This window comes from Undibacter mobilis, assembly GCF_003367195.1.
Lineage (GTDB): Bacteria > Pseudomonadota > Alphaproteobacteria > Rhizobiales > Xanthobacteraceae > Pseudolabrys > Pseudolabrys mobilis.
The window spans coordinates 115262-139019 of the sequence record NZ_QRGO01000003.1; the positions used below are offsets into that span (position 1 = coordinate 115262).

A 23758-nucleotide genomic window follows, 5' to 3' on the forward strand; every position below is an offset into this window, starting at 1 on the left:
CGCAGGGGCTGACGGATAGCCGAAAGGCTATTCCTCGCGCCGGCCAGGTTCGCGCCGATCCAACGCGATCGACGAACTCGAGGTGGCGCCGCATGCTTCGCATTCCCAGTAATGGCGAATCTCGCCGCCTTCGACAAAGGCCGACGCCATGGGTGCGATAAGCCGGTCGCCGCAAGCGGCGCAGATGAGCGGTGCGCCGAAAGCGCGGATGGAGGAGAGCGTCGCCGGATAGCAGTGGAGCTGCATGATGAGCCTCCTGATCATTCGTCGTTGTGCCGGACCATGACGATCAACCGTGGCGGCCGAAAGGCGGCGAGATGAAACAGTGGTGGCCGCCACAGCAAGCTTTTGTGACGCTGGAATTGTTCAACGTCTTGTGGCGTTGCGGCAAGTGCAGGCAGCACAAGCGAATACGCGCATAACGCAAAGGCCGGCGCATGCGCCGGCCTGTCATCGCGATGTCACGCTGCGATGGCGCCTAGTCTTCGATGTCGTCGTCGAGCGGCGGCAACTGTCTGATCGGCCCCGTCGATAACGTGATCTTCTTGCGCTGCGAGGGCAGGGCTTCCGCCATCATCGGCGACCGGCGCGATTTGGCAAACAGGTCGGATCCCAGATTACCGCCGTGCTCGGCGAGATCGTCTTCCTCGCACGACGCAGCAATGGCAATGCCGAGCGACGCCAGATGCGAGCGCCGAAAGCAGTACACGGCGAGCATCGCCCGCGTGTTGGCCGGCACGGCATCGATCAGCGCCGGCAAGCCTTGCGGCGTGACGCGGTAGAGCTGACCCAGAAGTGACTCAGGTACGGGACACGTCTCTTCATTGAGAAGCATACAGAATCCTCCAACCCCGGAGATTCCGATGTGCCGTGAAATGGTTAATAAGATGGAAAGATGGCTCGGCCTTAAGCGGTGCGCCGCGGCCTTTCACGGGCTTCATCCTCAATGATCTGCACCCGCAACGACAGTTCGAGGCTTGCCATGGCGAGCAATTGTTCGACGGTCTCGAGGTTCAGTTCGCGTGCGGTGAACAGCGATTGATCGATGGTATGCGCAAGCGCGCGCATCTGCAGATGCATGGCGGCCCCCTTCGGCAATGACGTCCCGCAACTGTTGTGGCGGGATGCGTGATGCAGGCTTTTCAAGCGCGCCGTTCTCAGGAGTTTCGCCCAACCCAGTCGCTCGACGCAGCGGCGCAGGCCTGAACAGGCACTGGAACTCTGCGGTCGATTCGGGGTCCGTCGCAAGTGCGCTTTAGGACGCGAGCTTATGCTTCGTCCGAACGATCATGCGGGTGGCGCCGGCGCTTCGTTCGCACGCAAATGTTTTGCGCGCGCTTAACCGGCCTTCTTCAGCGCAATACCATCGAGCCAGTCTTTAGCTTCGGCAACGGCGATAAGACCATCGCGCATCCTGGTGAGGCGCTCATGCTCGTCACCGCTGACCAGGGGATCCTTGCGGCGCGCATCGCATTGCGCGGCCCATTGCCGCAACTCCGCGGACGACAGATTGGTATTCATGTGTGTCACTCCCGGTGGGAGCAAGTGTAGGTCAGGGGTTAGGGCAGGAAGATGGCGGCCGCGCCGCACACAACATCAAGGGAGCCGGTGGCTCAACCTTTCTGCAGATTGTCTTCTTCGACCGTGCGTTCGAACGTCTCGGCCGCGCTCTTGATGCGATAGAGAATTCGGTTGTCGCGCTCGACCGGCATGTGGCGCACGACTTTGCACACACCACGTGCGCCGCCGGCATGGATACCGGCTTCGAAATAGACCGACGTTCCGACGGGATATTTATGAGTCATGGCGGTCTCCCGTAACGGCGCCGAAAAAAAAGAACGTCCGGCCCAATGGGCCGGACGCTCCAACAATCAGATCAAGCGTTCTGAAGGTTGCCCGCGGCTTGCTTGCCACGCTCGGTGACGATTTCGTACGACACCTTCTGGCCTTCCATCAGGCTGCTCATGCCAGCGCGCTCGACCGCCGAGATGTGCACGAACACATCCTTCGAGCCGTCGTTCGGGGTGATGAAGCCAAAGCCCTTTTGGGTATTGAAGAATTTCACAGTTCCGGTTGCCATCAGGCAGTTCCTTACAGATGTTTGATATACGTCGTTATGCGCCCCTGGACATCGATGCCCGGGCGATCGAAACAGTGTGAATTTTCAGGGATGGTCCGCTCCGAAGTGCGGAGGCGAAGAGCACAACTAAAAAGCTCTTGTTTCAATACGTCTCCACTACGCTGTTTACCCCGCAAAGTCAACAAAAGGCGGATTTTGCGGTTCTCAGGTCCGATGGGGCTCTCGATCCGCTGACGAATCGGGCAGGGCGGCAGGCCGATGGACGGCGGCGATGGAACCTTTGACCGGCTGAGCCGTTATCGCCCCATGACCCAATCAATATCCGAAGCCGACCGCACCAAAAAACGGGCGGAGGCGAGTTTCCGTACACGCATTCGCGAAATCGAGGGCCAGAAGGCCGCCAAGGAATATTGGACGGCGCAGAAGGAAGCCATTGAACGCATTCCGCGCCTGCGTGCGCTGCGTCTGGCAAAAGAGGCCGAGCAGAAGGCCGAAGCGCCGGTGAGCAAACCGGTCACCAAGCGGGTGCGCAAGACCGTCTCGGCCTGACGCCGCTCATTCTTCACTTCCTGATTTAGGCTGCAAGCTGTCATCGGTGCTGAAACCAGCCCCGCTGATGGCTTGCGGCCTTGTTGCCTGCGCGCCTGTCGGGACGCGGTCGTCAGACCTGCGCGCCCGGATTGATAAAGCTCAAACGCGGCGCGTTGTCCGGCTCTTATCCTTCACCACTGTTGTGAAGGTGGAGGAGGCCATGACGTTCACGAAGACGGTCTTCGCCGCGGCGTTGATCATCGGACTTCCTGCATCGCCGCTGCTTGCCGATGAAGCCGCCACCGGCGGCAACATGTACCGGCTCTATTGTGCGAGTTGTCACGGCGAGAGCGGCGCCGGCGATGGCCCTGTGGCGTCAGCGCTCATCAACGGCGCGCCGGATTTGCGCATGCTCTCCAAAAAGAATGGCGGCGTCTTTCCCGAGGCCGTGCTGCGCACGCTGATCGACGGCCGCAAGACCATGCGCGCGCACGGCACTTACGCGATGCCGGTGTGGGGGCGGGATTTGTCGGCCATCGGCGGCGATGCCGCGACGGCGCAGACCATCAAAGGGATCGTGGAGTATTTGAGAGGCGTGCAGATGAGGTAGGGGCAGCGAGAGCGACGCGTCTCTGAAGTCTCAACTCGTCAAGAAAATTTAAAAACAGCGAATTGCAACTGCGCAACGAGCCGTTCCACATGTGCCGTTGATATGGCGCCGACAGACCGGCTGCGCTGAAGTACAATCTACGGAAAATTAGGCTGGCGATTGGTGAGCGCGCTGGGACTCGAACCCAGGACCTCGCGATTAAAAGTCGTGTGCTCTACCAGCTGAGCTACGCGCCCGTCACCAAACGCGATGATCTCATCCGATTGGCCCGCCAATAGCGGGGTCACGAAAGCGGGTCGGCCCCGGAAGGGACCAAGTCCAGTCGGATCATGCGCGACCGGGTGTTTAGGGGTGCCGGCCCCCGGGGTCAATAGGCGCCTGCCAGCGTTCCACGCGCCTGTTGACGGCGGATTCAGGTGAATCTGCCGCCATTTATGCCCTATCTTGAACTCGCCCCGGGGCGTCCGGCTTTGCTACACTGGGGCGCAAATCACTTGCTCGTTCTTTTGCCCGTTGCTTGCCCTGCGAAGGATCCGCCATGCCGATCGTCAACCGTGTCGCCGACCTGCATTCCGATATCACCGCCTGGCGCCGTGACATCCATGCCCATCCCGAGATCCTGTACAACGTCCATCGGACTGCGGCGACCGTGGCCGAGAAGCTGAAAAGCTTCGGCTGCGACGAGGTGGTGCCAGGCATCGGCAAGACCGGCGTGGTCGGCGTTATCCGCGGTCGCAAGCAGGGCTCCGGCAAGACGGTGGCGCTGCGCGCCGACATGGACGCGCTGCCGATCACCGAGCTCAACGATCTGCCGTACAAGTCCACCATCCCCGGCGCCATGCATGCCTGCGGCCATGACGGCCACACCGCCATGCTGCTCGGGGCGGCTCGCTATCTCGCTGAGACCCGCAATTTCGACGGCACCGTCGTCGTCGTGTTCCAGCCGGCGGAGGAGGGCGGGGCCGGTGCGCTGGCCATGCTTGAGGACGGAATGGCGGAACGCTTCGGCATCGACGAGTTTTACGGGATGCACAATTCCCCCGGCATGCCGGTGGGCGAATTCGGCATCAACTCCGGGCCGATCATGGCGGCGGCCGATTACGTCACCATCGACATCGAAGGCTATGGCGGGCATGCGGCGCGGCCGCATCTGACCATCGATCCGGTACTGGTCGGCGCCCATATCATCACTGGCATCCAGTCGGTGGTGTCCCGTAACACCGATCCGCTCAAGTCGGCGGTGGTGTCGATCTGCGTCGTCGAAGCCGGCAGCGCCGACAACATCATTCCGCAAACGGTGCGCCTGCGCGGCACGGCGCGCACCCTCGATGACAAGGTGCAGGACATGGTGGAGGCGAACCTCGCCCGCCTGGTCGAGAACACCGCGGCGGCCTTTGGCGCCAAGGCCAAACTCACCTATCGCCGCAATTACCCGGTGCTGGTCAACCACGAAACCGAGACCGGTTTTGCCGCCTCGGTGGCCAAGGAGATCGCCGGACAGGACCGCGTCAACACAAAGCTGCCGCCGATGATGGGCGCGGAGGATTTCTCCTTCATGCTGCGCAAGCGCCCGGGTGCCTTCATCTGGGTCGGCAATGGCGACAGCGCCGGCCTGCATCACCCGCGCTACAACTTCAACGACGACGCCATTCCGCTCGGCACCTCGTACTGGGTGCGGCTGGTGGAGACCGCGCTGCCGGCCTGATCAGGTCCCATTCGTCTTCATGAGATTGTCGCGCAGCGTCGAAATCTGGTTGCGCAGCTTGACGATCGCCTCGACCTGCAAGCCCGTCGCCGCGCCGACGCAGGCCGACACGTCACCGGATTTCTTGCGCAACGCCGCGCCCTTGTCGGTCAGGCGCAGGCGCACCTGGCGTTCGTCGTTCGGGTCGCGCCGGCGGGTCAGGTAGCCCAGTCCCTCAAGCCGCTTCAGCAGCGGCGTCAGCGTGCTCGACTCCAGAAACAGCTTGTCGCCGATCTCGCCGACCGTCTGGTCGTCCTCGGCCCACAGCGCGACCATCACGAGGTACTGCGGGTAGGTGAGCTTCAGCTCGTCGAGCAGCGGCTTGTAGACGCGGTTGAAGGCGTGTCCGGCCGAGTAGATGGCGAAGCAGAGATGGTCGGCGACGTCGCGCGGCGCGGATTTGGCGGCGGCAGGCATGGGTGGCCTTTGGCGGTTGTCCGGGGCGACAGCGCCACACGGTTTCGTGAATATATATCGTGCGCGATCTAATCGCAAGCTATTGACCGCCGGTCGCGATGGCTCTAGATCAATCGTGCACGATATAAACGCGTCCGATCAATCTGCCGCCGAGCCGGGAACGCCGGCCGGCGCCGCCGGTTGATCCGAACAGCGCCCGTTTCGACCCTGCGACAACACGCCAACAAGGAGATGATCATGCCAGTCGACGTCAAATACCGCACCGCCGCCAAGGCAACCGGGGGCCGCGATGGCCAGGCGACCACCACCGATGGCTCGTTCAGCGTCAAACTTGCGGTGCCGAAGGAACTCGGCGGTCCCGGCGGCCCCGGCGCCAACCCGGAGCAGCTGTTCGCGGCAGGCTATTCGGCCTGCTTCCTCGGCGCCATGAAGGCGGTCGCCGCGAAAGACGGCCCCAAGGTGCCGGCTGACACCACGGTGACTGCGACCGTCGGCATCGGCCCGCGCTCGGAAGGCGGCTTCGGTCTTGAGGTCGCAATCGAGGTTTCGCTACCGGGGCTGCCGAAGGCGGATGCGGAAGGGCTGGTCGCCAAGGCGCATCAGGTCTGCCCGTATTCCAACGCCACCCGCAACAATATCGACGTCAAGCTGTCGGTCGTCTGACCGCAGCGGCATCGGCAACGAAAAAGGGCGCCGATTTTTCGGCGCCCTTATGCGTTGTTCGATTGCATCGCCAGTACGAACTTTACTGAACCAGTTCCCCGCGCTCTTGCGTAACCACTTGCGCCGGAGCCACCGATTGGGCCTTAGCCTTGACGAGGCGGGCGCGGCGGGCGACCGCAGCGATGCCGGCACGATAGCCTTCGAGCACGGCGTAGTCGTTGAAGCGCGAGCGCTCCCACAGCGCGATCAGAACCGCTGCCACGAAGGGCAGCGACTGGATCACAAGGACGCCGGCGAAGATGTAGATTTCCCGCACTTCCTTGTTGTTGGTCTGCACCAGAACGAAGGCGCCGATGAGCAGCAGCGCGGCGACGATCGACTCCCAGAAAGCGTGGAAATCAGTCTTGCGACGGCCGCCGCCCTTTTCGGTGCGCACGAAGGGCAAGTGATCTTTGATCAGGCCCATGGCCACGGCGCGTGCCACGGTCCACTGCACCGACATCGCGGCAATCGCGGCCACCGCCATCTCGGTCTTGGTGATGCGTACGCGCAGGCGATAGAGCGCGCTGAAATGCAGGAGCGTGACAACGAAGCTGGCCACGATCGGGACGGTCAGGATGCGGTCCGGCACAGCGATATCGAGGATGGCAATCACCGGCACCCAGAGGATGTTGAGGATCGCAACCACCACGCCAACGCTTTCCGCACCCAGCCAGTTCAGCCAGCCGAGAGCGAATTCGCGCTTCTGATCGCGGCTGAGCCGCGTGTCGCGCGACAGCATGCTGCGCCAGTGTTTCTTGACGATCTGGAAGCCACCATAGGCCCAGCGATCGCGCTGCTTCTTGAACGCGTCATAGGTGTCGGGCAGCAGGCCATAGCCGTAGCGCTTGTTGGTGTAGTGTGCCTGCCAGCCGTGTTCAAGCAGGCAGAGGCCAAGATCGGTGTCCTCGCAGATCGTGTCGCTCGACCAGCCACCCGCGGCGTCGATCGCCTTGCGGCGCATCAGCACCATGGTGCCGTGGGTGACGATGGCGTTGTGCTCGTTCCGCTGCACCATGCCGATATCGAAGAAGCCGGCATATTCGGCGTTCATCGCGGTATGCATCGGGCTGCGCGCGCCGTCGCGGTGATCCTGCGGCGCCTGCACCATGCCGACCGCCGGGTCGTTGAACAGAGGCGTGAGGTCGCGCAGCCAGTCCGGCGTTACCACATAGTCGGCGTCGATGATGCCGATGATCTCGGCGTCCTCGGCGGTGTGGAGGGTGGCAAGGCGCAACGCGCCGGCCTTGAAGCCCTGCAGATTGTTGGCCAGCACGAACTTGAAGCGATCGCCGAGCACCTTGCAGTGCTCTTCGATCGGCATCCACATCGCCGGATCGGGCGTGTTGTTGACGACAACGACGCATTCGAAGTTCGGATAATCGAGCGCGGCCACGGCATCGAGGGTCGCCTTGAGCATTTCCGGCGGCTCGCGATAGGCCGGAATATGGATCGACACTTTCGGCGTCGGCATATCGGGCGCCAGCGGCGGCGCTACGGGAACAAGGCGCTGGGGCTTGCGACCGAAGGCGATGGCGGCGATCTCCTCGATGCGCGCCAGCGCGATCAGGATCAGCGGGATCAACAGCAGGGTGCCGAGACCGAGCGCGAAAGCGGCGCCGGGCACGAAGTAGTGGCCGTACCAGTAACCGAACAGCGCGGCCGACCAGGCGCCGACCGTATTGGCGGCGGCGGCGAGCGTGGTTGCCTGCCAGAAGGTGGCGCCGGCCAGAGTGAGGATCGGCAGCGACAACAAGACGCTCACGAGCAGCGCGATGCCGGCGAGCTTCCAGTGGTCGGGATCGGTGACCGGACCGGTCCAGGCGAACTTCGCTTCCCGCGCGGCATTCAGCATGCCCCAGTAAGGACCGACGCCGCCTTCGAATATCTTCCAGGGCTGGTCGATCGCCTCGACGATGTTGTAGTCGATGCCGTAGGCTTCCGCGCGCGTGACGAAGTCGCGCAGGATCACAGCCTGTTCGATGCGGCCCGGATAGGCGTTGTGATAGTTGTAACCCGAACTCGGCCAGCCGAATTCGGCGACGACGACGCGCTTGCCCGGATAGGCGCGGCGCAGCTTGTCATAGATGATGATCGCCTGATCGACGGTCTGCTTGTCGGAGAAGCCTTCCCAATAGGGCAGGATGTGCGCGGCGATGTAATCAACCGACGCAACGAGCTCGGGATGATCGAGCCAGACGCTGTAGATTTCGCCGGTGGTCACCGGCACGTTCACCTGCCGCTTGACCTTCTGGATCATCTTGATCAGGCGCGCGACGCCGATGTCCTCGCGCAGCTTCTTGTCTTCGGCGATGCTCTTGGCGCCCTGAAGCTTGGCGGCTTCCTCAGCGGAGAGCTTGTCTCCCGCCTTCGGCGCCAGTTCACCGCGGTAGATCGTTTCGTTACCGACGAAGATGCCGTTGACGTTGCTGTGCCGCTTCGACAGGTCGACGACGGCGCGCATTTCGCGCTCGTTGCGGTCCTGATGATTGTCGATCCACGCGCCGACGGTGACGCGCAGGCCGAACTCAGAGGCGATACCGGGAACCAGTTCGACGCCGGCGGTCGACGAGTAGGTGCGCAGCGACTTGGTCAGCGGCGCGAGAATCTTCAGGTCATCGCGAATCTTTTTCGCTTCGGCCTTGCCGCCGTCTTCGGGATTAACATTGCCCTGGAAGGGTGCGTAGGAAACGCTCGAGAGCTGGCCGTCGAAATTGGGAGCGTCGATCTTCTCGCGGCCAAGCAGCCACAAGCCGGCATGCACGCACGCCACGAGGGCGACGACAGCAGCGACGGTGCGCATAGACTTCAATACCAAATGGGGCTGGGTGGCAGACCCCCGAACCCGTCCCCTGGGTTCGGCCCGAGCGTTTTATGCTGTAGTGCAGCATAGCTCAGGTTAGGCCGTTGTTTCAAGTAGATACCTGACATGGCAAAACCAAGACTGACAAATGGCGGGCACGCGAATTTATGCGCGACCCGGCAACGCTATTGACGCGTGGTCGTTCCTTCCGGACCGGCCGGCGGCTGAGTATTGGCGGCCGCAGCAGGGGCAGGCGAGAGGCCCGGATTGAGCCAGCACGCATGGACCCGGCCGTTGAGGGTTTCCGGCGCCTTGGGATCGATATTTCCCTGACGGACGATGCAGCGGAACGTCGCCTGGATATGGGCGCTCGGGCAGCCGAACCGGTCGTAAAGATCGAGATGGCGGAAAGCGGTGTCGAGATCGTCGCGCCAGAGCAGGCTCACCACGCGGCGGCCGAGCCAGACGCATTCCGGATTGCCGGCCGGGCCAACCAGGGTCTTGGTCGCCTCGGCGATTTCGTCGATCTTTTTTTGCCCTTCCTTGGCGGCAGCGTCCTTGGCAGCGGCGTCGGCGGCGGCCGGTTTTTGCGGCTCCGGCTGGGCGCCACCCGACTGCGCAAAGGCGGCCGGCGCGCACAGGACAAACGAAACCGCAAAAGTTGCGGCGATCAACGTACGCAGCGAAGTCATGGACGGAAAATTCCCGACGATATTGTTAAAGCCACCGATGGCGGCTCAGCCTTTGGCCCTTATTGCAGGCGGATTGAGACGCTTATGCGGCGTCCTTGCTGAACCGGCGCTGAATAGCTGAAAGCTTGGGCCCCCCGGCCCAAAGTCCCTCATCCCCGAAAAGCCTGGGTGAACCCGGAGATTACCGGGAAGCCGCCCGACTTTTGCGGGCGAAACTTGGCCTCACTCGCCAGCTTTTGTCCAGAGGTTCCGCGACATAGCGTCAACGCGAAAGACGGTGGTCGTGGGCGTGTTCAATTGCCGCGTGTGCGGGTGCTGAAACTTGGCAGAGCTGGGGCGAGGCGATAAGCCGGTGTGGCTGATCGTCAGGGATCGGCTCGTCACCGTTCGTTTTGGGTCACCCCATGCGCCTTGCCTTAGTCTGCCTCGCCGCCGCCGTGGCGGTGATCGCCGCCGTCTGGACGTGGCTCGGCCAGCCCATCCCTATGCCTAGCGCGCCGCTCAAGGCGGGCGACAAGCTGTGGTGCGTGTCTTACGCCCCGTTCCGGGGCAGCCAGTCGCCGCACCAGGAAGGCATTCAGATCCCGGCGGCGCAGATCGAGGAAGACATCGCCCAGTTGGCGAAGATGTCGAATTGCCTCCGGGTCTATGCGACCGACCAGGGCATCGAAAACGTGGTGCCGATCGCTGCCCGCTACGGCATGAAGGTTTTGCAGGGTGCCTGGGTTTCCAACAACCCGGTCAAGACGCAGGTCCAGGTCGAGGCGGCGCTGGCGCTGGCCGAACGTTATCCGGATACGGTTCTGGCCATCGTCGTCGGTAACGAGGCGCTGCTGCGCGGCGATATTTCGGCGGGCGATCTGGCGGCCCTGATCCGCAGCGTTAAAGCGCGCGCCAAAGTGCCGGTCACTTACGCGGATGTGTGGGAGTTCTGGCTGCGGGCGCCGGACGTGGCCGCTGCGGTCGACTTCGTGATGATCCACATCCTGCCGTATTGGGAGGACTTCCCGATCGCGGCCGGGCAGGCCGCCGCCCACGTCAACGATATTCATAAAAAGATGGCCGGCCTGTACGCGCCGAAGAATGTTTATATCGGCGAGATGGGCTGGCCGAGCCAAGGCCGCATGCGGGAGGGCGCGCTGCCGTCGCCAGCCAATCAGGCTCGCGTCATTCAGGAAGTGCTGGCTTACGCCGCGCGCGAGAATTACCGGGTCAACGTCATCGAAGCTTATGACGCGCCGTGGAAGCGCGCACAGGAAGGCGTCGTCGGCGGCCATTGGGGCCTGTTTGACGACTCCCACCGGGCGATGAAGTTCGGCTGGGGCGAGCCTGTCTCCAACCATCCGTTCTGGAAGATGCAGGCCGCTGGCGGCATTGCCTATGCCATTCTTGTGTTCGGCATCGCGTTGTGGGCCCGGCGGCACTCATTCCTGCCGGCAGCGCCGGCGCGGCTGTGGCTTGCAGTGACGGCAAATGCGCTCGTCGGCGGCATCACCATCGGCTGGACCGTCGTCAACGTGCCAATCGAAAGCATGGGCGTCGGCGGCTGGATCCGGTGTCTGGCGCTGGCGACGGCGGCCATTGCCTCGCCGCTCGTCTTGAGCGCTGCCATCATGCGCGGCATCCCGCAGCCGGCGATCGCCCGCATCATCGGGCCGAAAAGCGGACGCGCACAGCACAAGACCGCAATCGCGGTCGGCTGCGTCGCCATGCTGACGATCCTGGTGGCGGTGATCTCTGCGCTCGGACTGGTGTTCGACCCGCGCTACAAGGACTTTCCGTTCGCGCCGCTGACGGGCGCGGCGATGCCGTTCCTTGTTGCCAGCCTCGTGACGCCGCGACCATCCGGCGGGCGGGCGGTGACCGAGTTTGCTACGGCGCTGGTTCTGGCGGCGTCGGTGGTCTGGATCGTGCCGAACGAGACGGTTGCGAACGGGCAGTCGCTGTGGATGTGCGCGGCGCTTGCTGCCTTTGCGATCAGTCTGGTTCGGGTACGCGACGCGCAAAGCTGAGCAGCAGCAGGCCGATCGCCAGCGACGCCAGCATGCCATTGTAGAGCACGACGCCCATCAGTGCGGCGGCCAGTGCCAGCGCGAAGATGACCAGCGTCGGCCGCAGCAGATGGATCGCCGCCAGCACCACGGCCGCGCCGCCGATCAGCGAACGGTCGAACAGCGCGGCGAAGACGCGGCGCTGCGCGCACATCCAGGTGTCGAGGCCCGCATTGCAGGCCAGCCCTACATGCGACTGCTCGATGCCCATGTAGCGCACATAGAGCGCATAGCCGAGCGCGCCGAAGCCCACGATCAGCAGGATGTTGGTGGCACGAGCGCTGGGCAGAAACAGTCGGTTCGGTTCCATGGCTACTCTTATTCGCAAGGCGGCGGAGTATGCCGCCGCGCGGGCGCAGGAGCAAACCGCCGCTCTATTGCACCAATTTCTCGCCGGCGTATTCGACCGGCCGGCACGGCACTTTCGAGGCGTGCAGGCGCGAGCAAATTTGCGCGGCCGCCGCGCCGTTGGGCAGGGGGCCGACGATCAGGCGATAGGGGATGATGCCCGGCCGGTCGTCATAGCCGGCGAGCGGCCGCAGCCCGTCGATCACCGGGCCGAAATTGGCTTTCACCGCGACCCAGCGTGCCTGCAGGATTTCCATAGACCGCGCGCCGCCGAGATCGACGCCGAGTTCGGGCTTGCGCGGTTCTTCGGGCGCGGCCGGTGTCACTGTAGCGACGCGGGTCGGCGGCATCGGAACGTTGACCACCTGCGGCGGCTTCTCAACCGCCATGTCGCTGCGGGCCGGGCTCTCGACGGGCGGCGACTGCACCTGCGGTGCGGGCTCCGGCCTGGTGGGCACGGCGCTTGCGGGGGCGGTCGTCGACGGCGGCGCCGTCAGGACCGGGGCGGGAGGCGCGGCGACCTGGGGCGGCATGTCCTGTTTGGCGGCCAGAGCGGTCGCGGCAACGGCGGCCATGTCGCGTTTGACCGAGCCGGTGAGGTCGTTGAAATTCTGCTCCAGCGCGGCGAGGCGGGAGCTGAGCTTGTCGCGGTCGGCGGCCAGTTCGCGCAGCCGGGCCTCGAGACGACGATTTTCCTCGGTGCGCTGCATCTCAACGCGCTTGAGCAGCGTGTCCTCCAGCGCGATCTGCTTATCGGGCGCCGGCTGCGACAGCGCCTGGGCCACGCGATCAAGCCCCAGATCGGCATTGAGGATCAGCAGCGCTGCGGCAACGGCGACGGTCGCGGCGCTGCCCCACAGGCTGAGGCGCCACATCGTGCTGGTATCACGCAACGGCCCGTGTTCCGGCGGGTCAAACGCGTCGGCCATAATGCCCTCGAAAACGACGAATCAGGTCATTGAAAACATTAGCAGAATCCGGCATTGCTGGCCTTTGAAACTTCGCCGTTGGCGGCTTTGCGCCGGCTAACACCTTGAGTTCATTCGCATGCATCAGTCCGAAACCTCGAACCGCTCTTGCCTCGCCATCGTGCTTGCGGCCGGCGAAGGCACGCGCATGCGCTCAAGTTTGCCGAAAGTGCTGCACGCCATTGGCCACAAGAGCCTCGTGTCCCATGTGCTGACGGCGGCGAAGAAGGCCGGTGGCGCGGAGATCGCAGTTGTCGTCGGGCCCGGCCGTGACGACGTCGCCAAGGAAGCAAAGACAACCGCGCCTGGCGCAGGCGTCTTCGAACAACGCGAACGGCTCGGCACGGCGCATGCCGTGCTGGCGGCACGCGACGCCATTGCCAAGGGTGCCGACGATATTCTCGTCATGTTTGCCGACACGCCGTTGGTGCGGGCGGAAACGCTGACGCGCCTGCGCGCCGCGATTGCCGCAGGCGCGGCGGTGACGGCGCTCGGCTTCCGGCCGAAAGATCCTTCGGGTTACGGCAGGCTAGTGATGAAAGGCGACGAATTGATCGCCATCCGCGAGGACAAGGATGCCAGCGCGGAAGAACGCAAGATCGTCTTATGCAACGGTGGCCTGATGGCGCTCGCCGGCGCGTCGGCACTGAAAATTCTTGATCGCATCGGCAATGACAACGCCAAGGGCGAGTATTATCTCACCGACGCGGTTGCGATCGCCCGCGACCTGGGTTTGAAAGCAGCCGTGATCGAAACCGACGAGGATGATGTGCGCGGCATCAACACCAAGGCGCAACTGGCCGAAGCCGAAGCTGTGCTGCAGCAGCGCCTGCGCGCCGCAGCGATGGAAGCTGGCGTTACGCTGATCGCGCCGGAGACGGTGTTTCTGTCTTCCGATACTGTATTTGGCAGAGACGTCACGGTGGAACCGAATGTCGTGTTCGGCCCCGGCGTCACCATCGAAGACGGCGCGACCATCCGCTCGTTCTCGCATCTGGAAGGCGCTGTGGTCGGCAAGGGCGCGCGCGTTGGTCCCTTCGCGCGGCTGCGGCCGGGCGCCAAGCTCGGTGAGGACGTGCATATCGGAAACTTCGTCGAGGTAAAGGCGGCCACTTTCGAGGACGGCGCCAAGGCCAATCATCTGGCTTACATCGGCGATGCGCGGGTCGGCGCCAAAGCTAACATCGGCGCCGGCACCATCACCTGCAATTATGACGGTGTGAACAAACATCACACCGACATCGGCGCCGGCGCCTTCATCGGCACCAATTCGTCGCTGGTCGCGCCGGTAAAAATCGGCGACGGCGCCTATGTGGGGTCCGGCTCGGTGGTTACCAAGGACGTGCCGGCGGACGCGCTGGCGATTGCGCGCGGCCAGCAGGTCAACAAGGAAGGCGGCGCGGCGCGTCTGCGCGAACTCTACAACAAGATGAAGAAAGCCAAGGGTTGACGGTCAAACACCAACGGCATACCAGCCGTTAAGCCTTTTGTCGGCTTTTCGCAGTTAATGTCCCTGACATACGGCGAAACAGGTTTTGATTTCAGCGCTGTTGCCGCGGCCGCTACAGCATAATTCAAATTTTCACGGGGGCGGGCCCAGACGCATGTGCGGGATTGTCGGAATTCTGGGGACCAAGCCGGTCGCCAGCCAGTTGGTCGATGCGCTGAAGCGGCTCGAATATCGCGGCTATGACTCGGCGGGCGTTGCAACGCTCGATCATGGCGTCATGGGCCGCCGGCGCGCCGAAGGCAAACTGCAGGCGCTGGAGCTCAAGCTCAAGGACGAGCCGCTGCCCGGCAATGCCGGCATCGGCCACACGCGCTGGGCGACCCACGGCAAACCAACCGAAAGCAACGCGCATCCGCATGCGACCGACAAGGTAGCCGTTGTTCATAACGGCATCATCGAAAATTTCCGGGAGCTGCGCGACAAGCTGATCGCCGCGGGCCACAAATTCGCCAGCGAGACCGACACCGAAGTCGTCGCGCATCTGGTCACCGATTACATGCAGAAGGGCAAGACGCCGATCGATGCGGTGGCGGCCACTCTCAAGGAATTGCGCGGCGCTTTCGCGCTCGCTTTTCTGTTTGCCGGCGAGGATGATCTTCTGATCGGCGCGCGTAAAGGTTCGCCGCTCGCAGTCGGCTACGGCAAGGGCGAGATGTATCTCGGCTCCGACGCGATCGCGCTGTCGCCCTTCACCGACACGATCAGCTATCTCGACGACGGCGATTGGGTGGTGCTGACGCACACCAGCGCTTCGGTGCGCGACGCGCAGGATCGCGAAGTCAAGCGACCGATCGTCAAGTCGTCGGTCAGCGCCCAGCTCGTCGACAAGGGCAACCACAAGCACTTCATGGCCAAGGAAATCCACGAGCAGCCGGAAGTGGTGGGCCATACCTTGGCGCATTACATCGACATGGTCGGAGAACGTGTCGCCTTGCCGGGCAAGCTGCCGTTCGATTGGACCAAACTGAAGCGGCTGTCGATTTCGGCCTGCGGCACAGCGTTCTATGCCGGTCTCGTCGCGAAATACTGGTTCGAGCGTTTCGCCAAGCTGCCAGTCGAAATCGATATCGCCTCCGAATTCCGCTACCGCGGCGCGCCGCTAGAAGAGGGCGATCTAGCGCTGTTCATCTCGCAGTCGGGCGAGACCGCCGATACGCTGGCGACTTTGCGCTACGCCAAGGAGATGAAGCAGCACGTACTCTCCGTGGTCAACGTCACCACATCGACCATCGCGCGCGAAAGCGACGTGGTGATGCCGACTTTGGCCGGTCCCGAGATCGGCGTTGCCTCGACCAAGGCTTTCACCTGCCAGCTTAGCGTGCTCGCTTGCCTTGCGCTCGCCGCCGGCCGCGCGCGCGGTCATCTTTCGGAAACCGACGAGAAGAATCTGGTACGGGCGCTGATCGCGGTGCCGCGCCTGATGTCGCAGGCCCTGGCGCTGGAGCCGCAGATCGAAAAGCTGTCGCACGATCTCGCTAAAGTGAAGGACGTGCTTTATCTCGGCCGCGGCACCTCGTTTCCGATCGCGCTCGAGGGCGCACTGAAGCTCAAGGAAATCTCCTACATCCATGCTGAAGGCTATGCCGCCGGCGAGCTCAAACACGGGCCGATCGCGCTGATTGACGAGACCATGCCGGTAATCGTCATCGCACCGCATGACCGGGTGTTCGAGAAAACGGTGTCAAACATGCAGGAAGTGGCCGCGCGCGGCGGCAAGATCATCCTTGTCACCGATCCCAAAGGCGCCAAGGAGGCGACCATCGAGTCGCTGGAGACCCTGATGCTGCCGGAAATGGCCTCGACGGTGACGCCGCTGGTCTATGCGATCCCGGTGCAGTTGATGGCCTACCACACCGCTGCGGCGATCGGCACCGACGTCGACCAGCCGCGCAACCTCGCGAAATCCGTGACAGTAGAGTAGACTGCGCCTTCGACCGGCGGCGACTGTGCCGTTTACGGTCATTTTGGGTGTACGGGTCACTTCGCATGGATCAGACGGAACAGAAGCCGGGCGAACAGATGGCCGAAGAGGTCAGGGCTGCGGCCGCCTCGCACACAAGTCTGGCCGGCCGGCTGCGCAATTATTTCCTCACCGGTCTCGTTGTCGCCGGCCCGCTGTTCATCACGGTCTACCTGACGTGGTCGTTCATCACCTGGGTGGACAACTGGGTGCGGCCGTTCATTCCGCCGACCTATCGTCCGGAGACCTATCTGCCCTGGCCGATTCCCGGCACCGGGCTGGTCATCGCCATCGTGGCGCTCACGCTGCTCGGATTCCTTGCCGCCAACCTGGTCGGCAGGACTTTGGTCGAGCTTGGCGAGGGTATCCTCAACCGCATGCCGATCGTGCGGCCCGTCTACAAGACGATGAAGCAGATCTTCGAGACCCTGTTCTCGAAGTCGGGCTCGAGCTTCCGAAAGGTGGCGCTGGTGGAGTTTCCGGCGCCCGGCATGTGGTCGATCGTCTTCATTTCGCAGCCGCCGGCGCAACCCATCGCGGAGCGCCTGCCCGAGACCGACAACGTCTCGGTGTTTCTACCCTGTACGCCGAACCCGACTACAGGTTTCTTCTTTTTCGTGCCGCGCAACAAGCTGATCGAACTCGACATCGGCGTTGAGACGGGCATGACGCTGATCATGTCGGCCGGCATGGTGCAGCCGGGAGCCGACGCGGCCTCGCAGAAGAAACTTGCCGAGATGGCGGCAATGGCGCGCGCGGCACAGTTGTCAAAGCGGAAGGAGCCGGTTGGCTAGGCAACTTGGCTGAAGACGGGGTGACAGGGGGAGTTTGATGGATTTCGTTCAGGCGATCAGCCACTGCTTTCATAACTATGTCTCCGGCCGTGGCCGGGCTGCGCGATCCGAATACTGGTACTTCGCGCTGTTCGTCGCACTGATGAATGTCATTGCCGTCATCATGGACACCGCGATGTTTCCGCTGATGGAGACAGGTCCGTTCAGCCTGATTGTGAGTCTTGGCCTGTTGCTGCCGAGTTGGGCCGTGGCGATCCGCCGTCTGCACGATCTCGACCGCACCGGCTGGTGGGTGCTGATCGCTTTCACCATTATCGGCCTGTTGCTGCTGCTGGTATGGTTCTGCCTGCGCGGCACGCAGGGACCGAACCGCTTCGGGCCGGATCCGCTCGCTACATCGGGAGCATGATCTAGCCGGCGCGAACCAGCTTGATCGCTTCGTCCTTGCCGAACAGATAGAGCAGGTGGCGCAATGCCTGTCCGCGCTCGGTCTGTAATTGCGGGTCGCGCTCGAGGATCAGCTTGGCGTCGTCGCGTGCGGCGCCAAGATACTTTCCGTGGATCTCCAGCCGCGCGACCGAGAAGCCCGGCAGGCCGCTCTGACGCGTGCCGAGCAGGTCGCCTTCGCCGCGCAGGCGCAAATCTTCCTCGGCAATACGGAAGCCATCCTCGCTTTCGCGCAGAATGGCGAGGCGTGCCTTGGCGGTCTCGCCCAGCGGGCCCTTGTACAGCAGCAAGCAGGTCGATTTGCCCGAACCGCGGCCAACGCGGCCGCGCAACTGGTGAAGCTGAGCCAGTCCGAAGCGTTCAGCGTGCTCGATCACCATGATGGTGGCTTCGGGCACGTCGACGCCAACTTCGATCACTGTGGTGGCGACGAGCAACTGGCTTTGCCCCGAGGCAAAGCGCGCCATGGCGGCGTCCTTCTCCGCAGCTTTCATCTTGCCGTGCACCAGATCGACCTTTGAGCCGAACCTCCGCCGCAGGTCTTCGTAACGGGCCTCGGCCGCGGCCAGATCGATCTTTTCTGACTCTTCGACGAGCGGGCAGACCCAGTAGGCGCGCTTGCCTTCGGAGATGGCGCGACCGATGGCGTCTTCGACGTCGCCAACGCGGTCGAGCGCGATGGTGCGGGTGTCGATCGGCTGGCGGCCGGGCGGCTTCTCACGCAGTTCGGAGATGTCCATGTCACCGAAATAGGTGAGGACGAGCGTGCGCGGAATCGGCGTTGCGGTGAGCACCAGCACGTCGACCGCGTCGCCCTTCTGCGTCAGCGCGAGGCGCTGATGGACGCCGAAGCGATGCTGCTCGTCGACGATTGCCAAGGCGAGGTCGTGGAACAGCACCTCGTCCTGGAACAGCGCGTGTGTACCGACGACAAGGTCGATCTCGCCGAGCGCCAGACGGTCGAGGATGGCCTTGCGCTCGCCGCCACGGTCGCGGCCGGTGAGAAGGGCGACGTGGATGCCGGCGACCTTGGCGAGTGGCTCGATGGTCGCGAAGTGCTGTCGTGCCAGAATTTCGGTCGGCGCCATGATCGCGGCTTGCCTGCCGGCCTCAATGACGGTCGCCGCCGCAATCAGCGCCACGACGGTCTTGCCGGAACCGACGTCGCCCTGCACCAGCCGCAACATGCGCTGCGGCAAAGCGAGATCATTGACGATATCGTTGACCGCCTGCTGCTGCGAATGCGTCAGCGTATAAGGCAGGGCCTTCATGACTTTCGCGCGCAGCAGGCCCTCGCTCGACGTGCCCCGGCCGGCCTGCCGGCGCATATGTGCGCGCATCAACGCTAGCGCCAGTTGACCAGCGAGCAGTTCGTCGAAGGCAAGCCGCGTCCAGGCCAAGCTTTCGGGGGCGATATCGCTGGGCTCCTGCGGCTTATGCAAGCTGCGCAGCGCCTCGGCAAAGGGTGGCAGTCGCTCGCGCGACACCCAGGCTTCGTCCTGCCACTCTGGCAACGCCGGGACGCGCGCGAGCGCGCCGTCCATGGCACGGCGGACATTGCCGAGATTGAGCCCCTCGGTGAGCGGGTAGACCGGCTCAACAAGAGGCAGATCGGCAAAGCCCTTTTCATCGACGACGCGGTCGGGGTGCACCATCTGCAGCATGCCGTCGTAGAACTCGGCGGTGCCGGAGACGTAACGCTTTTCGCCGACCGGCAGGAGCTTCTCCAGATGGTCACGCCGGGCGTGGAAAAACGTGAGCGTCAGCGTGCCGGTGTCGTCTGACGTGACAATGCGATAGGGCGCGCGGGGCCGGTTCGGCGGCGCCGGCCGGTGCTCTTCGACGGTGACAGACACGGTGACGATCTGCCCGGGCTGGACCTCGTTGAGCCTGGGCCGGGCGCGGCGGTCGATGGTGCCGGAGGGCATGTGCAGCAACAGGTCGATGACGCGCGGCTCGTCGCGGCCGAGCAGCTTGCCATAGAGCACCGCTAGCTTCGGCCCGACGCCGGGCAGACTGGTGATTGAGGCGAACAGGGGATTGAGGACGGGCGCGCGCATGGACTGACTTTAGTGGATTTCCCGCCGCTGCAAACGCAGGGCCATGACAAGTCAAAGAGTTATGCCTATATACCCCGCGCCCGGCACCGTCCGGGTTTTTGGCGTTGGAGAAATCCGTTGAGCGGCACCGAAATCTCAAGCGAAGGACTGGACCTGAGGCGGCGCAAGCTCAAGTTTCGGCTGTGGCACCGCGGCATCCGCGAAATGGACCTGGTGATGGGCGGCTTCGCCGATGCCGAACTGATGAACCTTTCCGATGCCGAGTTGAGCGAGGTCGAGACCTGGCTCGATATTCCGGACCAGCAGATGTTCGCTTGGGTCAACGGCTCGGAGACGCCGCCGACCGGGCTCGACACGCCGCTTTTCCGTAAGCTGCGCACCTTCCACGGCACCCGGCCTTAGGGCTGGCAATTAGAAGACAAAGACTGGAATTCGATGGCTCAATCTCCCGCTCAAGCCCTGAAAGTTGGCCGTGCGCTCACCTTGGCGCAGGTTGCCGACGGCGCCGAAGGTCTGGTGCTGGCCGATCTTGCACGCGCCATTGCCGCGCGAGCCAATGCGCCGGCGATCTCGCTCGCGGTCGTGTGCCGCGACGGCCAGCGCATGGCGCAGCTAGCCCGCGCGCTGTCGTTCTTCGGCCCCGATATCGAGGTGATGGAATTCCCCGCCTGGGACTGCCAGCCCTATGATCGCGTCTCGCCGAACGCGGCCATCGTCGCCCAGCGCATGACCACCTTGTCGCGCCTTGCGCGCGTTCAAGGCCGCGACAAGCCGTCGATCCTGGTCACCACCGCTAATGCCATCACCCAACGCGTTCCGGCGCGTGAATTCACCGCGACGCATGCCTTGTCGGTCGCGCCGGGCAATGTGCTCGGCATGGCAAGCGTGGTCGAGTGGCTTGAGCTCAACGGTTATTTGCGCGCCTCCACGGTGCGCGAGCCGGGCGAATACGCGGTGCGCGGCGGTATTCTTGATCTCTATCCGCCGGGCCTCGATATGCCGGTGCGGTTCGATTACTTCGGCGACTCCGTCGAAAGCATCAAGACCTTCGATCCGCAGACCCAGCGCAGCGAGATGCCAATGGGCAAGCTCGATCTGGTGCCCGTCGCCGAATTCCAGCTCATCACGGAAACGATCCGCCGCTTCCGCACCGGCTACGTCTCGCAGTTCGGGGCTGCTGGGCCGGACGACTTGCTGTACGAGGCGGTCAGCGAGGGCCGCCGCTATCCGGGGATGGAGCATTGGCTGCCGCTGTTCCATGACAGCATGGACACTTTGTTTGACTATTTGCCCGGATCGCCAGTCGCGCTTGAGGCGCTGGCTGACGATGCGGTCGATCAGCGCTTCGCCCAGATCAAGGATTACTACGAGGCGCGCGCCGAGGCGCTGAAAGAGGGCATGACACCGGCCTACAAGCCCATGCCGCCGGACAAGCTCTATCTCACCGATGCGGAGTGGAAGGAGTGGCTGGGACGGCTCGCAGTCGCCAAGCTCAAGCCGTTCGACGTACCGGCTGCCGCCGACGTGATCGATATCGGCGCATTGCCAGGTCACAACTTCATCACCGAGCGCACCGAACCGGGCGGCAATGTGTTCGAGGCGGTCGCCAAGCACGTCAACACGCTGCAGGGCGACGGCAAGCGCGTCGTCATTGCGTTGTGGAGCGAAGGTGCGCGTGAGCGCATGGGGCATGTGCTCGCCGACCACAAGCTGGTCAATCTGAAGTCTGTCGGCTCGTGGCAGCAGGTGACCGCTGCACCGAAGCACGAAATTTTGTTCGCAGTGCTTGGCGTCGACGCAGGTTTCGTCACCGACAATGCCGCGGTCATCAGCGAGCAGGATATTCTCGGCGACCGCCTGGTGCGCACGCGCAAGGCCACGCGCCGCGCCGACAATTTCATCCAGGAAGCGACCTCGCTGTCGACCGGCGATCTCGTCGTGCATGTCGATCATGGCATCGGGCGTTTCATCGGCCTGCAGCCGATCACCGTGAACGGTGCGACGCAGGATTGTCTCGAGATTCATTACGCCGAGGGCGCCAAGCTGTTCCTGCCAGTCGTGAACGTCGAGCTGCTGTCGCGTTACGGCTCCGAGCAGACGAACGTCGAGCTCGACCGGCTCGGCAGCGGCAACTGGCAGGCGCGAAAGGCGCGCATGAAGAGCCGCATCCGCGAGATCGCGGGCGAGCTCATCAAGATTGCTGCCGAACGGCAGTTGCGCGAGGCGCCGAAGCTCACGGTCACGCCGGGTGCCTATGACGAGTTCGCCGCCGGCTTTCCCTATGAGGAAACCGACGACCAACTTACCGCCATCGATGCCACGCTGAATGACCTCGCCTCGGGACGGCCGATGGACCGACTGGTGTGCGGTGACGTCGGTTTCGGCAAGACCGAGATTGCGCTCCGCGCCGCCTTCGATGCCGTGATGAACGGCAAGCAGGTTGCGGTGGTGGTGCCCACGACGTTGCTGGCACGCCAGCACTTCAAGAATTTCTCCGAGCGCTTTCGCGGCTTTCCCGTCAACGTCGCGCAGCTGTCGCGGCTGGTGCCAGCGGCGCAAATGACGCTCAACAAGAAGGGCCTTGCCGACGGCTCGGTCGACATCGTCGTCGGCACCCATGCCGTGCTGGGCAAGGCGATCAAGTTCAAGGATCTCGGCCTCGTGGTGGTCGACGAGGAGCAGCATTTCGGCGTGTCCCACAAGGAGCGTCTGAAGACATTGCGCGCCGAGGTGCATGTGTTGACGCTGACGGCGACGCCGATCCCGCGCACCTTGCAACTGGCGCTTACTGGCGTGCGCGATCTGTCGATCATCGCTTCCCCTCCGGTCGATCGTCTGGCGGTGCGCACTTTCGTCACGCCGTTCGATCCTTTGGTGGTGCGTGAAGCGCTGCTGCGTGAGAAATATCGCGGCGGCCAGGCTTTCTATGTCTGTCCGCGCATCGATGATCTCGCCGAGGCCAAGGATTTCCTCGACAAGCATGTGCCGGAGGTGCGCGTCGTCGTTGCACACGGCCAGATGGCGCCGACCGTGCTCGACGACATCATGTCGGCCTTCTACGACGGCAAATATGACGTGCTGCTCTCGACCACCATCGTCGAATCCGGGCTCGACATTCCAACCGCGAACACGCTGATCGTTCATCGTGCCGATATGTTCGGCCTGGCGCAGCTCTACCAGCTGCGCGGCCGCGTGGGCCGCGCCAAGCTGCGGGCCTATGCGCTGCTGACGCTGCCGGCGAACCGCACTATCACGCCGCAGGCGGAACGGCGCCTGAAGGTGCTGCAGTCGCTCGATACCTTGGGGGCAGGATTCCAGCTTGCCTCGCACGACCTCGACATTCGCGGCGCCGGCAACCTGCTGGGCGAGGAGCAGTCCGGCCACATCAAGGAGGTCGGTTTCGAGCTCTATCAACAAATGCTGGAGGAGGCGGTCACCAGCGCCAAGGCGGGCATCACCGAGGTGGTGGCGGATCGCTGGTCACCGCAAATCACCATCGGTATGCCGATCCTCATCCCTGATGATTATGTCGCCGACCTGTCGGTGCGCCTCGCACTCTACCGCCGTCTCGCCGACCTGGAAGAGGAGCGCGACATCGACAGCTTTGCGGCCGAGATGGTGGACCGTTTCGGCCCGCTGCCGAAGGACGTGGAGCATCTGCTGCAGATTGTACAGATCAAGGCGCTGTGCCGGCACGCCAACGTCGACAAGCTTGATGCGGGTCCGAAGGGGGCGGTGCTGTCGTTCCGCGACAATGCCTTTGCCAATCCGGAAGGCCTCATGCTGTTCATCCGCGATCATGCGGCGAGCGTGAAGGTGCGCAACGACAAGAACGGCCAGCGGCTGGTCTTTCTCGAAGACTGGGACAGGCCGGAGGAGCGGCTCAAGGGCGCGCTGGCTATCGTGCGGCGGTTGTCGTCGATTGCGACGAAGGCCAAAGCAGCGTGAAGAGGGCGACTTAAACCACCCCATCTGGCGCGCCGATTGATGCAGGCGATGGGTCTCGACGCCGGCCAACGAGGCGGCTGATTCAGTCGGCCG

General features: G+C 63.6%; 24 protein-coding genes and 1 tRNA gene. 11 read left to right on the forward strand and 14 right to left on the reverse strand.

Going from position 1 to position 23758, the window contains the following annotated elements:
* Nucleotides 1-27: 27 nt before the first annotated feature.
* From DXH78_RS18005 to DXH78_RS18025, 7 genes are all read right to left on the reverse strand, one after another.
* Nucleotides 28-246, reverse strand: coding sequence for a hypothetical protein (locus DXH78_RS18005; protein WP_115518647.1), 219 nt, complete (start codon nucleotides 244-246; stop codon nucleotides 28-30).
* Nucleotides 247-289: 43 nt separating this feature from the next.
* On the reverse strand, nucleotides 290-454 hold the full coding sequence (locus DXH78_RS20370) for an RCC1-like domain-containing protein (RefSeq protein WP_430727506.1): 165 nt from the start codon (nucleotides 452-454) through the stop codon (nucleotides 290-292).
* Between the two features lie 24 nt (nucleotides 455-478).
* A complete protein-coding gene (locus DXH78_RS18010; RefSeq protein ID WP_115518648.1) occupies nucleotides 479-835 on the reverse strand; it encodes a hypothetical protein in 357 nt (118 codons plus the stop codon).
* A gap of 71 nt (nucleotides 836-906) precedes the next feature.
* Nucleotides 907-1080, reverse strand: coding sequence for a hypothetical protein (locus DXH78_RS19965; protein WP_168192885.1), 174 nt, complete (start codon nucleotides 1078-1080; stop codon nucleotides 907-909).
* A 258-nt stretch (nucleotides 1081-1338) separates the two neighbouring features.
* Nucleotides 1339-1521, reverse strand: a complete 183-nt coding sequence (locus DXH78_RS18015) for a hypothetical protein (RefSeq protein ID WP_115518649.1) — start codon at nucleotides 1519-1521, stop codon at nucleotides 1339-1341.
* 92 nt (nucleotides 1522-1613) lie between these two features.
* Complete coding sequence (locus tag DXH78_RS18020) at nucleotides 1614-1805, reverse strand: hypothetical protein (protein ID WP_115518650.1); 192 nt, start codon at nucleotides 1803-1805, stop codon at nucleotides 1614-1616.
* Between the two features lie 71 nt (nucleotides 1806-1876).
* On the reverse strand, nucleotides 1877-2080 hold the full coding sequence (locus DXH78_RS18025) for a cold-shock protein (protein WP_115518651.1): 204 nt from the start codon (nucleotides 2078-2080) through the stop codon (nucleotides 1877-1879).
* A 258-nt stretch (nucleotides 2081-2338) separates the two neighbouring features.
* Here DXH78_RS18025 and DXH78_RS18030 point away from each other — a divergent pair, with 258 nt between their 5' ends.
* Together DXH78_RS18030 and DXH78_RS18035 are read left to right on the forward strand one after the other, a co-directional pair.
* Nucleotides 2339-2629, forward strand: a complete 291-nt coding sequence (locus tag DXH78_RS18030) for a hypothetical protein (RefSeq protein ID WP_115518652.1) — start codon at nucleotides 2339-2341, stop codon at nucleotides 2627-2629.
* Between the two features lie 202 nt (nucleotides 2630-2831).
* Entirely contained in the window at nucleotides 2832-3221 is a 390-nt protein-coding gene (locus DXH78_RS18035) for a c-type cytochrome (RefSeq protein ID WP_115518926.1), read from the forward strand.
* A 160-nt stretch (nucleotides 3222-3381) separates the two neighbouring features.
* On the opposite strand, the gene DXH78_RS18040 is transcribed toward DXH78_RS18035, so the two are convergent.
* Nucleotides 3382-3457, reverse strand: a tRNA-Lys gene (locus DXH78_RS18040).
* A 302-nt stretch (nucleotides 3458-3759) separates the two neighbouring features.
* Here DXH78_RS18040 and DXH78_RS18045 point away from each other — a divergent pair.
* Nucleotides 3760-4926, forward strand: a complete 1167-nt coding sequence (locus tag DXH78_RS18045; protein ID WP_115518653.1) for a M20 aminoacylase family protein — start codon at nucleotides 3760-3762, stop codon at nucleotides 4924-4926.
* Here DXH78_RS18045 and DXH78_RS18050 read toward each other — a convergent pair whose 3' ends face one another.
* Nucleotides 4927-5382 carry a MarR family winged helix-turn-helix transcriptional regulator gene (locus tag DXH78_RS18050; RefSeq protein WP_115518654.1) on the reverse strand — a complete coding sequence of 152 codons (456 nt, stop codon included), beginning with the start codon at nucleotides 5380-5382 and terminating at the stop codon, nucleotides 4927-4929.
* A gap of 237 nt (nucleotides 5383-5619) precedes the next feature.
* Between DXH78_RS18050 and DXH78_RS18055 the strand changes: the two genes are divergently transcribed.
* The gene (locus DXH78_RS18055; RefSeq protein ID WP_115518927.1) at nucleotides 5620-6045 is read left to right on the forward strand and encodes an organic hydroperoxide resistance protein; all 426 of its coding nucleotides are present in this window, start codon (nucleotides 5620-5622) and stop codon (nucleotides 6043-6045) included.
* A gap of 82 nt (nucleotides 6046-6127) precedes the next feature.
* Here the strand turns inward: DXH78_RS18055 and DXH78_RS18060 are convergent, their stop codons facing one another.
* Both DXH78_RS18060 and DXH78_RS18065 read right to left on the reverse strand, forming a co-directional pair.
* Nucleotides 6128-8887: a glycosyltransferase gene (locus DXH78_RS18060; protein ID WP_115518655.1), complete on the reverse strand. Its 2760-nt coding sequence runs from the start codon at nucleotides 8885-8887 to the stop codon at nucleotides 6128-6130.
* Nucleotides 8888-9072: 185 nt separating this feature from the next.
* Nucleotides 9073-9579 (reverse strand): beta-1-3, beta-1-6-glucan biosynthesis protein, encoded by a 507-nt coding sequence (locus tag DXH78_RS18065; protein ID WP_210209610.1) that lies wholly within the window; start codon nucleotides 9577-9579, stop codon nucleotides 9073-9075.
* Between the two features lie 404 nt (nucleotides 9580-9983).
* Between DXH78_RS18065 and DXH78_RS18070 the strand changes: the two genes are divergently transcribed.
* On the forward strand, nucleotides 9984-11591 hold the full coding sequence (locus DXH78_RS18070; RefSeq protein WP_115518656.1) for a glycoside hydrolase family 17 protein: 1608 nt from the start codon (nucleotides 9984-9986) through the stop codon (nucleotides 11589-11591).
* Here DXH78_RS18070 and DXH78_RS18075 read toward each other — a convergent pair.
* Both DXH78_RS18075 and DXH78_RS18080 read right to left on the reverse strand, forming a co-directional pair.
* The gene (locus DXH78_RS18075; RefSeq protein ID WP_115518657.1) at nucleotides 11557-11940 is read right to left on the reverse strand and encodes a hypothetical protein; all 384 of its coding nucleotides are present in this window, start codon (nucleotides 11938-11940) and stop codon (nucleotides 11557-11559) included. The two genes, DXH78_RS18070 and DXH78_RS18075, sit on opposite strands and share 35 nt — an antisense overlap.
* A gap of 64 nt (nucleotides 11941-12004) precedes the next feature.
* Nucleotides 12005-12907, reverse strand: coding sequence for a superantigen-like protein SSL4 (locus tag DXH78_RS18080; RefSeq protein ID WP_115518658.1), 903 nt, complete (start codon nucleotides 12905-12907; stop codon nucleotides 12005-12007).
* A 118-nt stretch (nucleotides 12908-13025) separates the two neighbouring features.
* Between DXH78_RS18080 and glmU the strand changes: the two genes are divergently transcribed.
* From glmU to DXH78_RS18100, 4 genes are all read left to right on the forward strand, one after another.
* A complete protein-coding gene (gene glmU, locus DXH78_RS18085; protein ID WP_115518659.1) occupies nucleotides 13026-14396 on the forward strand; it encodes a bifunctional UDP-N-acetylglucosamine diphosphorylase/glucosamine-1-phosphate N-acetyltransferase GlmU in 1371 nt (456 codons plus the stop codon).
* 154 nt (nucleotides 14397-14550) lie between these two features.
* Entirely contained in the window at nucleotides 14551-16377 is a 1827-nt protein-coding gene (glmS, locus tag DXH78_RS18090) for a glutamine--fructose-6-phosphate transaminase (isomerizing) (RefSeq protein WP_115518660.1), read from the forward strand.
* Between the two features lie 98 nt (nucleotides 16378-16475).
* The gene (locus DXH78_RS18095) at nucleotides 16476-17210 is read left to right on the forward strand and encodes a DUF502 domain-containing protein (RefSeq protein WP_210209614.1); all 735 of its coding nucleotides are present in this window, start codon (nucleotides 16476-16478) and stop codon (nucleotides 17208-17210) included.
* 37 nt (nucleotides 17211-17247) lie between these two features.
* Complete coding sequence (locus DXH78_RS18100) at nucleotides 17248-17619, forward strand: DUF805 domain-containing protein (protein WP_115518662.1); 372 nt, start codon at nucleotides 17248-17250, stop codon at nucleotides 17617-17619.
* Between the two features lies 1 nt (nucleotide 17620).
* Here DXH78_RS18100 and recG read toward each other — a convergent pair whose 3' ends face one another.
* Nucleotides 17621-19717 carry an ATP-dependent DNA helicase RecG gene (recG, locus tag DXH78_RS18105; protein ID WP_115518663.1) on the reverse strand — a complete coding sequence of 699 codons (2097 nt, stop codon included), beginning with the start codon at nucleotides 19715-19717 and terminating at the stop codon, nucleotides 17621-17623.
* A 117-nt stretch (nucleotides 19718-19834) separates the two neighbouring features.
* On the opposite strand from recG, the gene DXH78_RS18110 reads away from it, so the two are divergent.
* On the forward strand, nucleotides 19835-20119 hold the full coding sequence (locus DXH78_RS18110) for an FAD assembly factor SdhE (protein ID WP_115518664.1): 285 nt from the start codon (nucleotides 19835-19837) through the stop codon (nucleotides 20117-20119).
* Nucleotides 20120-20152: 33 nt separating this feature from the next.
* Nucleotides 20153-23665, forward strand: a complete 3513-nt coding sequence (gene mfd / locus DXH78_RS18115) for a transcription-repair coupling factor (protein WP_115518665.1) — start codon at nucleotides 20153-20155, stop codon at nucleotides 23663-23665.
* The last annotated feature ends 93 nt before the right edge of the window (nucleotides 23666-23758 follow it).

Bases quoted from the DNA above. Each gene is read 5' to 3' on its own strand.
- glmU (WP_115518659.1), top strand. From the start codon at position 13,026: ATGCATCAGTCCGAAACCTCGAACCGCTCTTGCCTCGCCATCGTGCTT.
- DXH78_RS18035 (WP_115518926.1), top strand. From the start codon at position 2,832: ATGACGTTCACGAAGACGGTCTTCGCCGCGGCGTTGATCATCGGACTT.
- DXH78_RS18050 (WP_115518654.1), bottom strand. From the start codon at position 5,382: ATGCCTGCCGCCGCCAAATCCGCGCCGCGCGACGTCGCCGACCATCTC.
- DXH78_RS19965 (WP_168192885.1), bottom strand. From the start codon at position 1,080: ATGCATCTGCAGATGCGCGCGCTTGCGCATACCATCGATCAATCGCTG.
- DXH78_RS18005 (WP_115518647.1), bottom strand. From the start codon at position 246: ATGCAGCTCCACTGCTATCCGGCGACGCTCTCCTCCATCCGCGCTTTC.
- DXH78_RS18060 (WP_115518655.1), bottom strand. From the start codon at position 8,887: ATGCGCACCGTCGCTGCTGTCGTCGCCCTCGTGGCGTGCGTGCATGCC.
- DXH78_RS18070 (WP_115518656.1), top strand. From the start codon at position 9,984: ATGCGCCTTGCCTTAGTCTGCCTCGCCGCCGCCGTGGCGGTGATCGCC.
- DXH78_RS18025 (WP_115518651.1), bottom strand. From the start codon at position 2,080: ATGGCAACCGGAACTGTGAAATTCTTCAATACCCAAAAGGGCTTTGGC.
- DXH78_RS18055 (WP_115518927.1), top strand. From the start codon at position 5,620: ATGCCAGTCGACGTCAAATACCGCACCGCCGCCAAGGCAACCGGGGGC.
- DXH78_RS18030 (WP_115518652.1), top strand. From the start codon at position 2,339: ATGGACGGCGGCGATGGAACCTTTGACCGGCTGAGCCGTTATCGCCCC.
- DXH78_RS18020 (WP_115518650.1), bottom strand. From the start codon at position 1,805: ATGACTCATAAATATCCCGTCGGAACGTCGGTCTATTTCGAAGCCGGT.
- DXH78_RS18065 (WP_210209610.1), bottom strand. From the start codon at position 9,579: ATGACTTCGCTGCGTACGTTGATCGCCGCAACTTTTGCGGTTTCGTTT.
- DXH78_RS18095 (WP_210209614.1), top strand. From the start codon at position 16,476: ATGGCCGAAGAGGTCAGGGCTGCGGCCGCCTCGCACACAAGTCTGGCC.
- DXH78_RS18045 (WP_115518653.1), top strand. From the start codon at position 3,760: ATGCCGATCGTCAACCGTGTCGCCGACCTGCATTCCGATATCACCGCC.
- glmS (WP_115518660.1), top strand. From the start codon at position 14,551: ATGTGCGGGATTGTCGGAATTCTGGGGACCAAGCCGGTCGCCAGCCAG.
- DXH78_RS20370 (WP_430727506.1), bottom strand. From the start codon at position 454: ATGACAGGCCGGCGCATGCGCCGGCCTTTGCGTTATGCGCGTATTCGC.
- DXH78_RS18015 (WP_115518649.1), bottom strand. From the start codon at position 1,521: ATGAATACCAATCTGTCGTCCGCGGAGTTGCGGCAATGGGCCGCGCAA.
- DXH78_RS18075 (WP_115518657.1), bottom strand. From the start codon at position 11,940: ATGGAACCGAACCGACTGTTTCTGCCCAGCGCTCGTGCCACCAACATC.
- DXH78_RS18010 (WP_115518648.1), bottom strand. From the start codon at position 835: ATGCTTCTCAATGAAGAGACGTGTCCCGTACCTGAGTCACTTCTGGGT.
- mfd (WP_115518665.1), top strand. From the start codon at position 20,153: ATGGCTCAATCTCCCGCTCAAGCCCTGAAAGTTGGCCGTGCGCTCACC.
- recG (WP_115518663.1), bottom strand. From the start codon at position 19,717: ATGCGCGCGCCCGTCCTCAATCCCCTGTTCGCCTCAATCACCAGTCTG.
- DXH78_RS18100 (WP_115518662.1), top strand. From the start codon at position 17,248: ATGGATTTCGTTCAGGCGATCAGCCACTGCTTTCATAACTATGTCTCC.
- DXH78_RS18080 (WP_115518658.1), bottom strand. From the start codon at position 12,907: ATGGCCGACGCGTTTGACCCGCCGGAACACGGGCCGTTGCGTGATACC.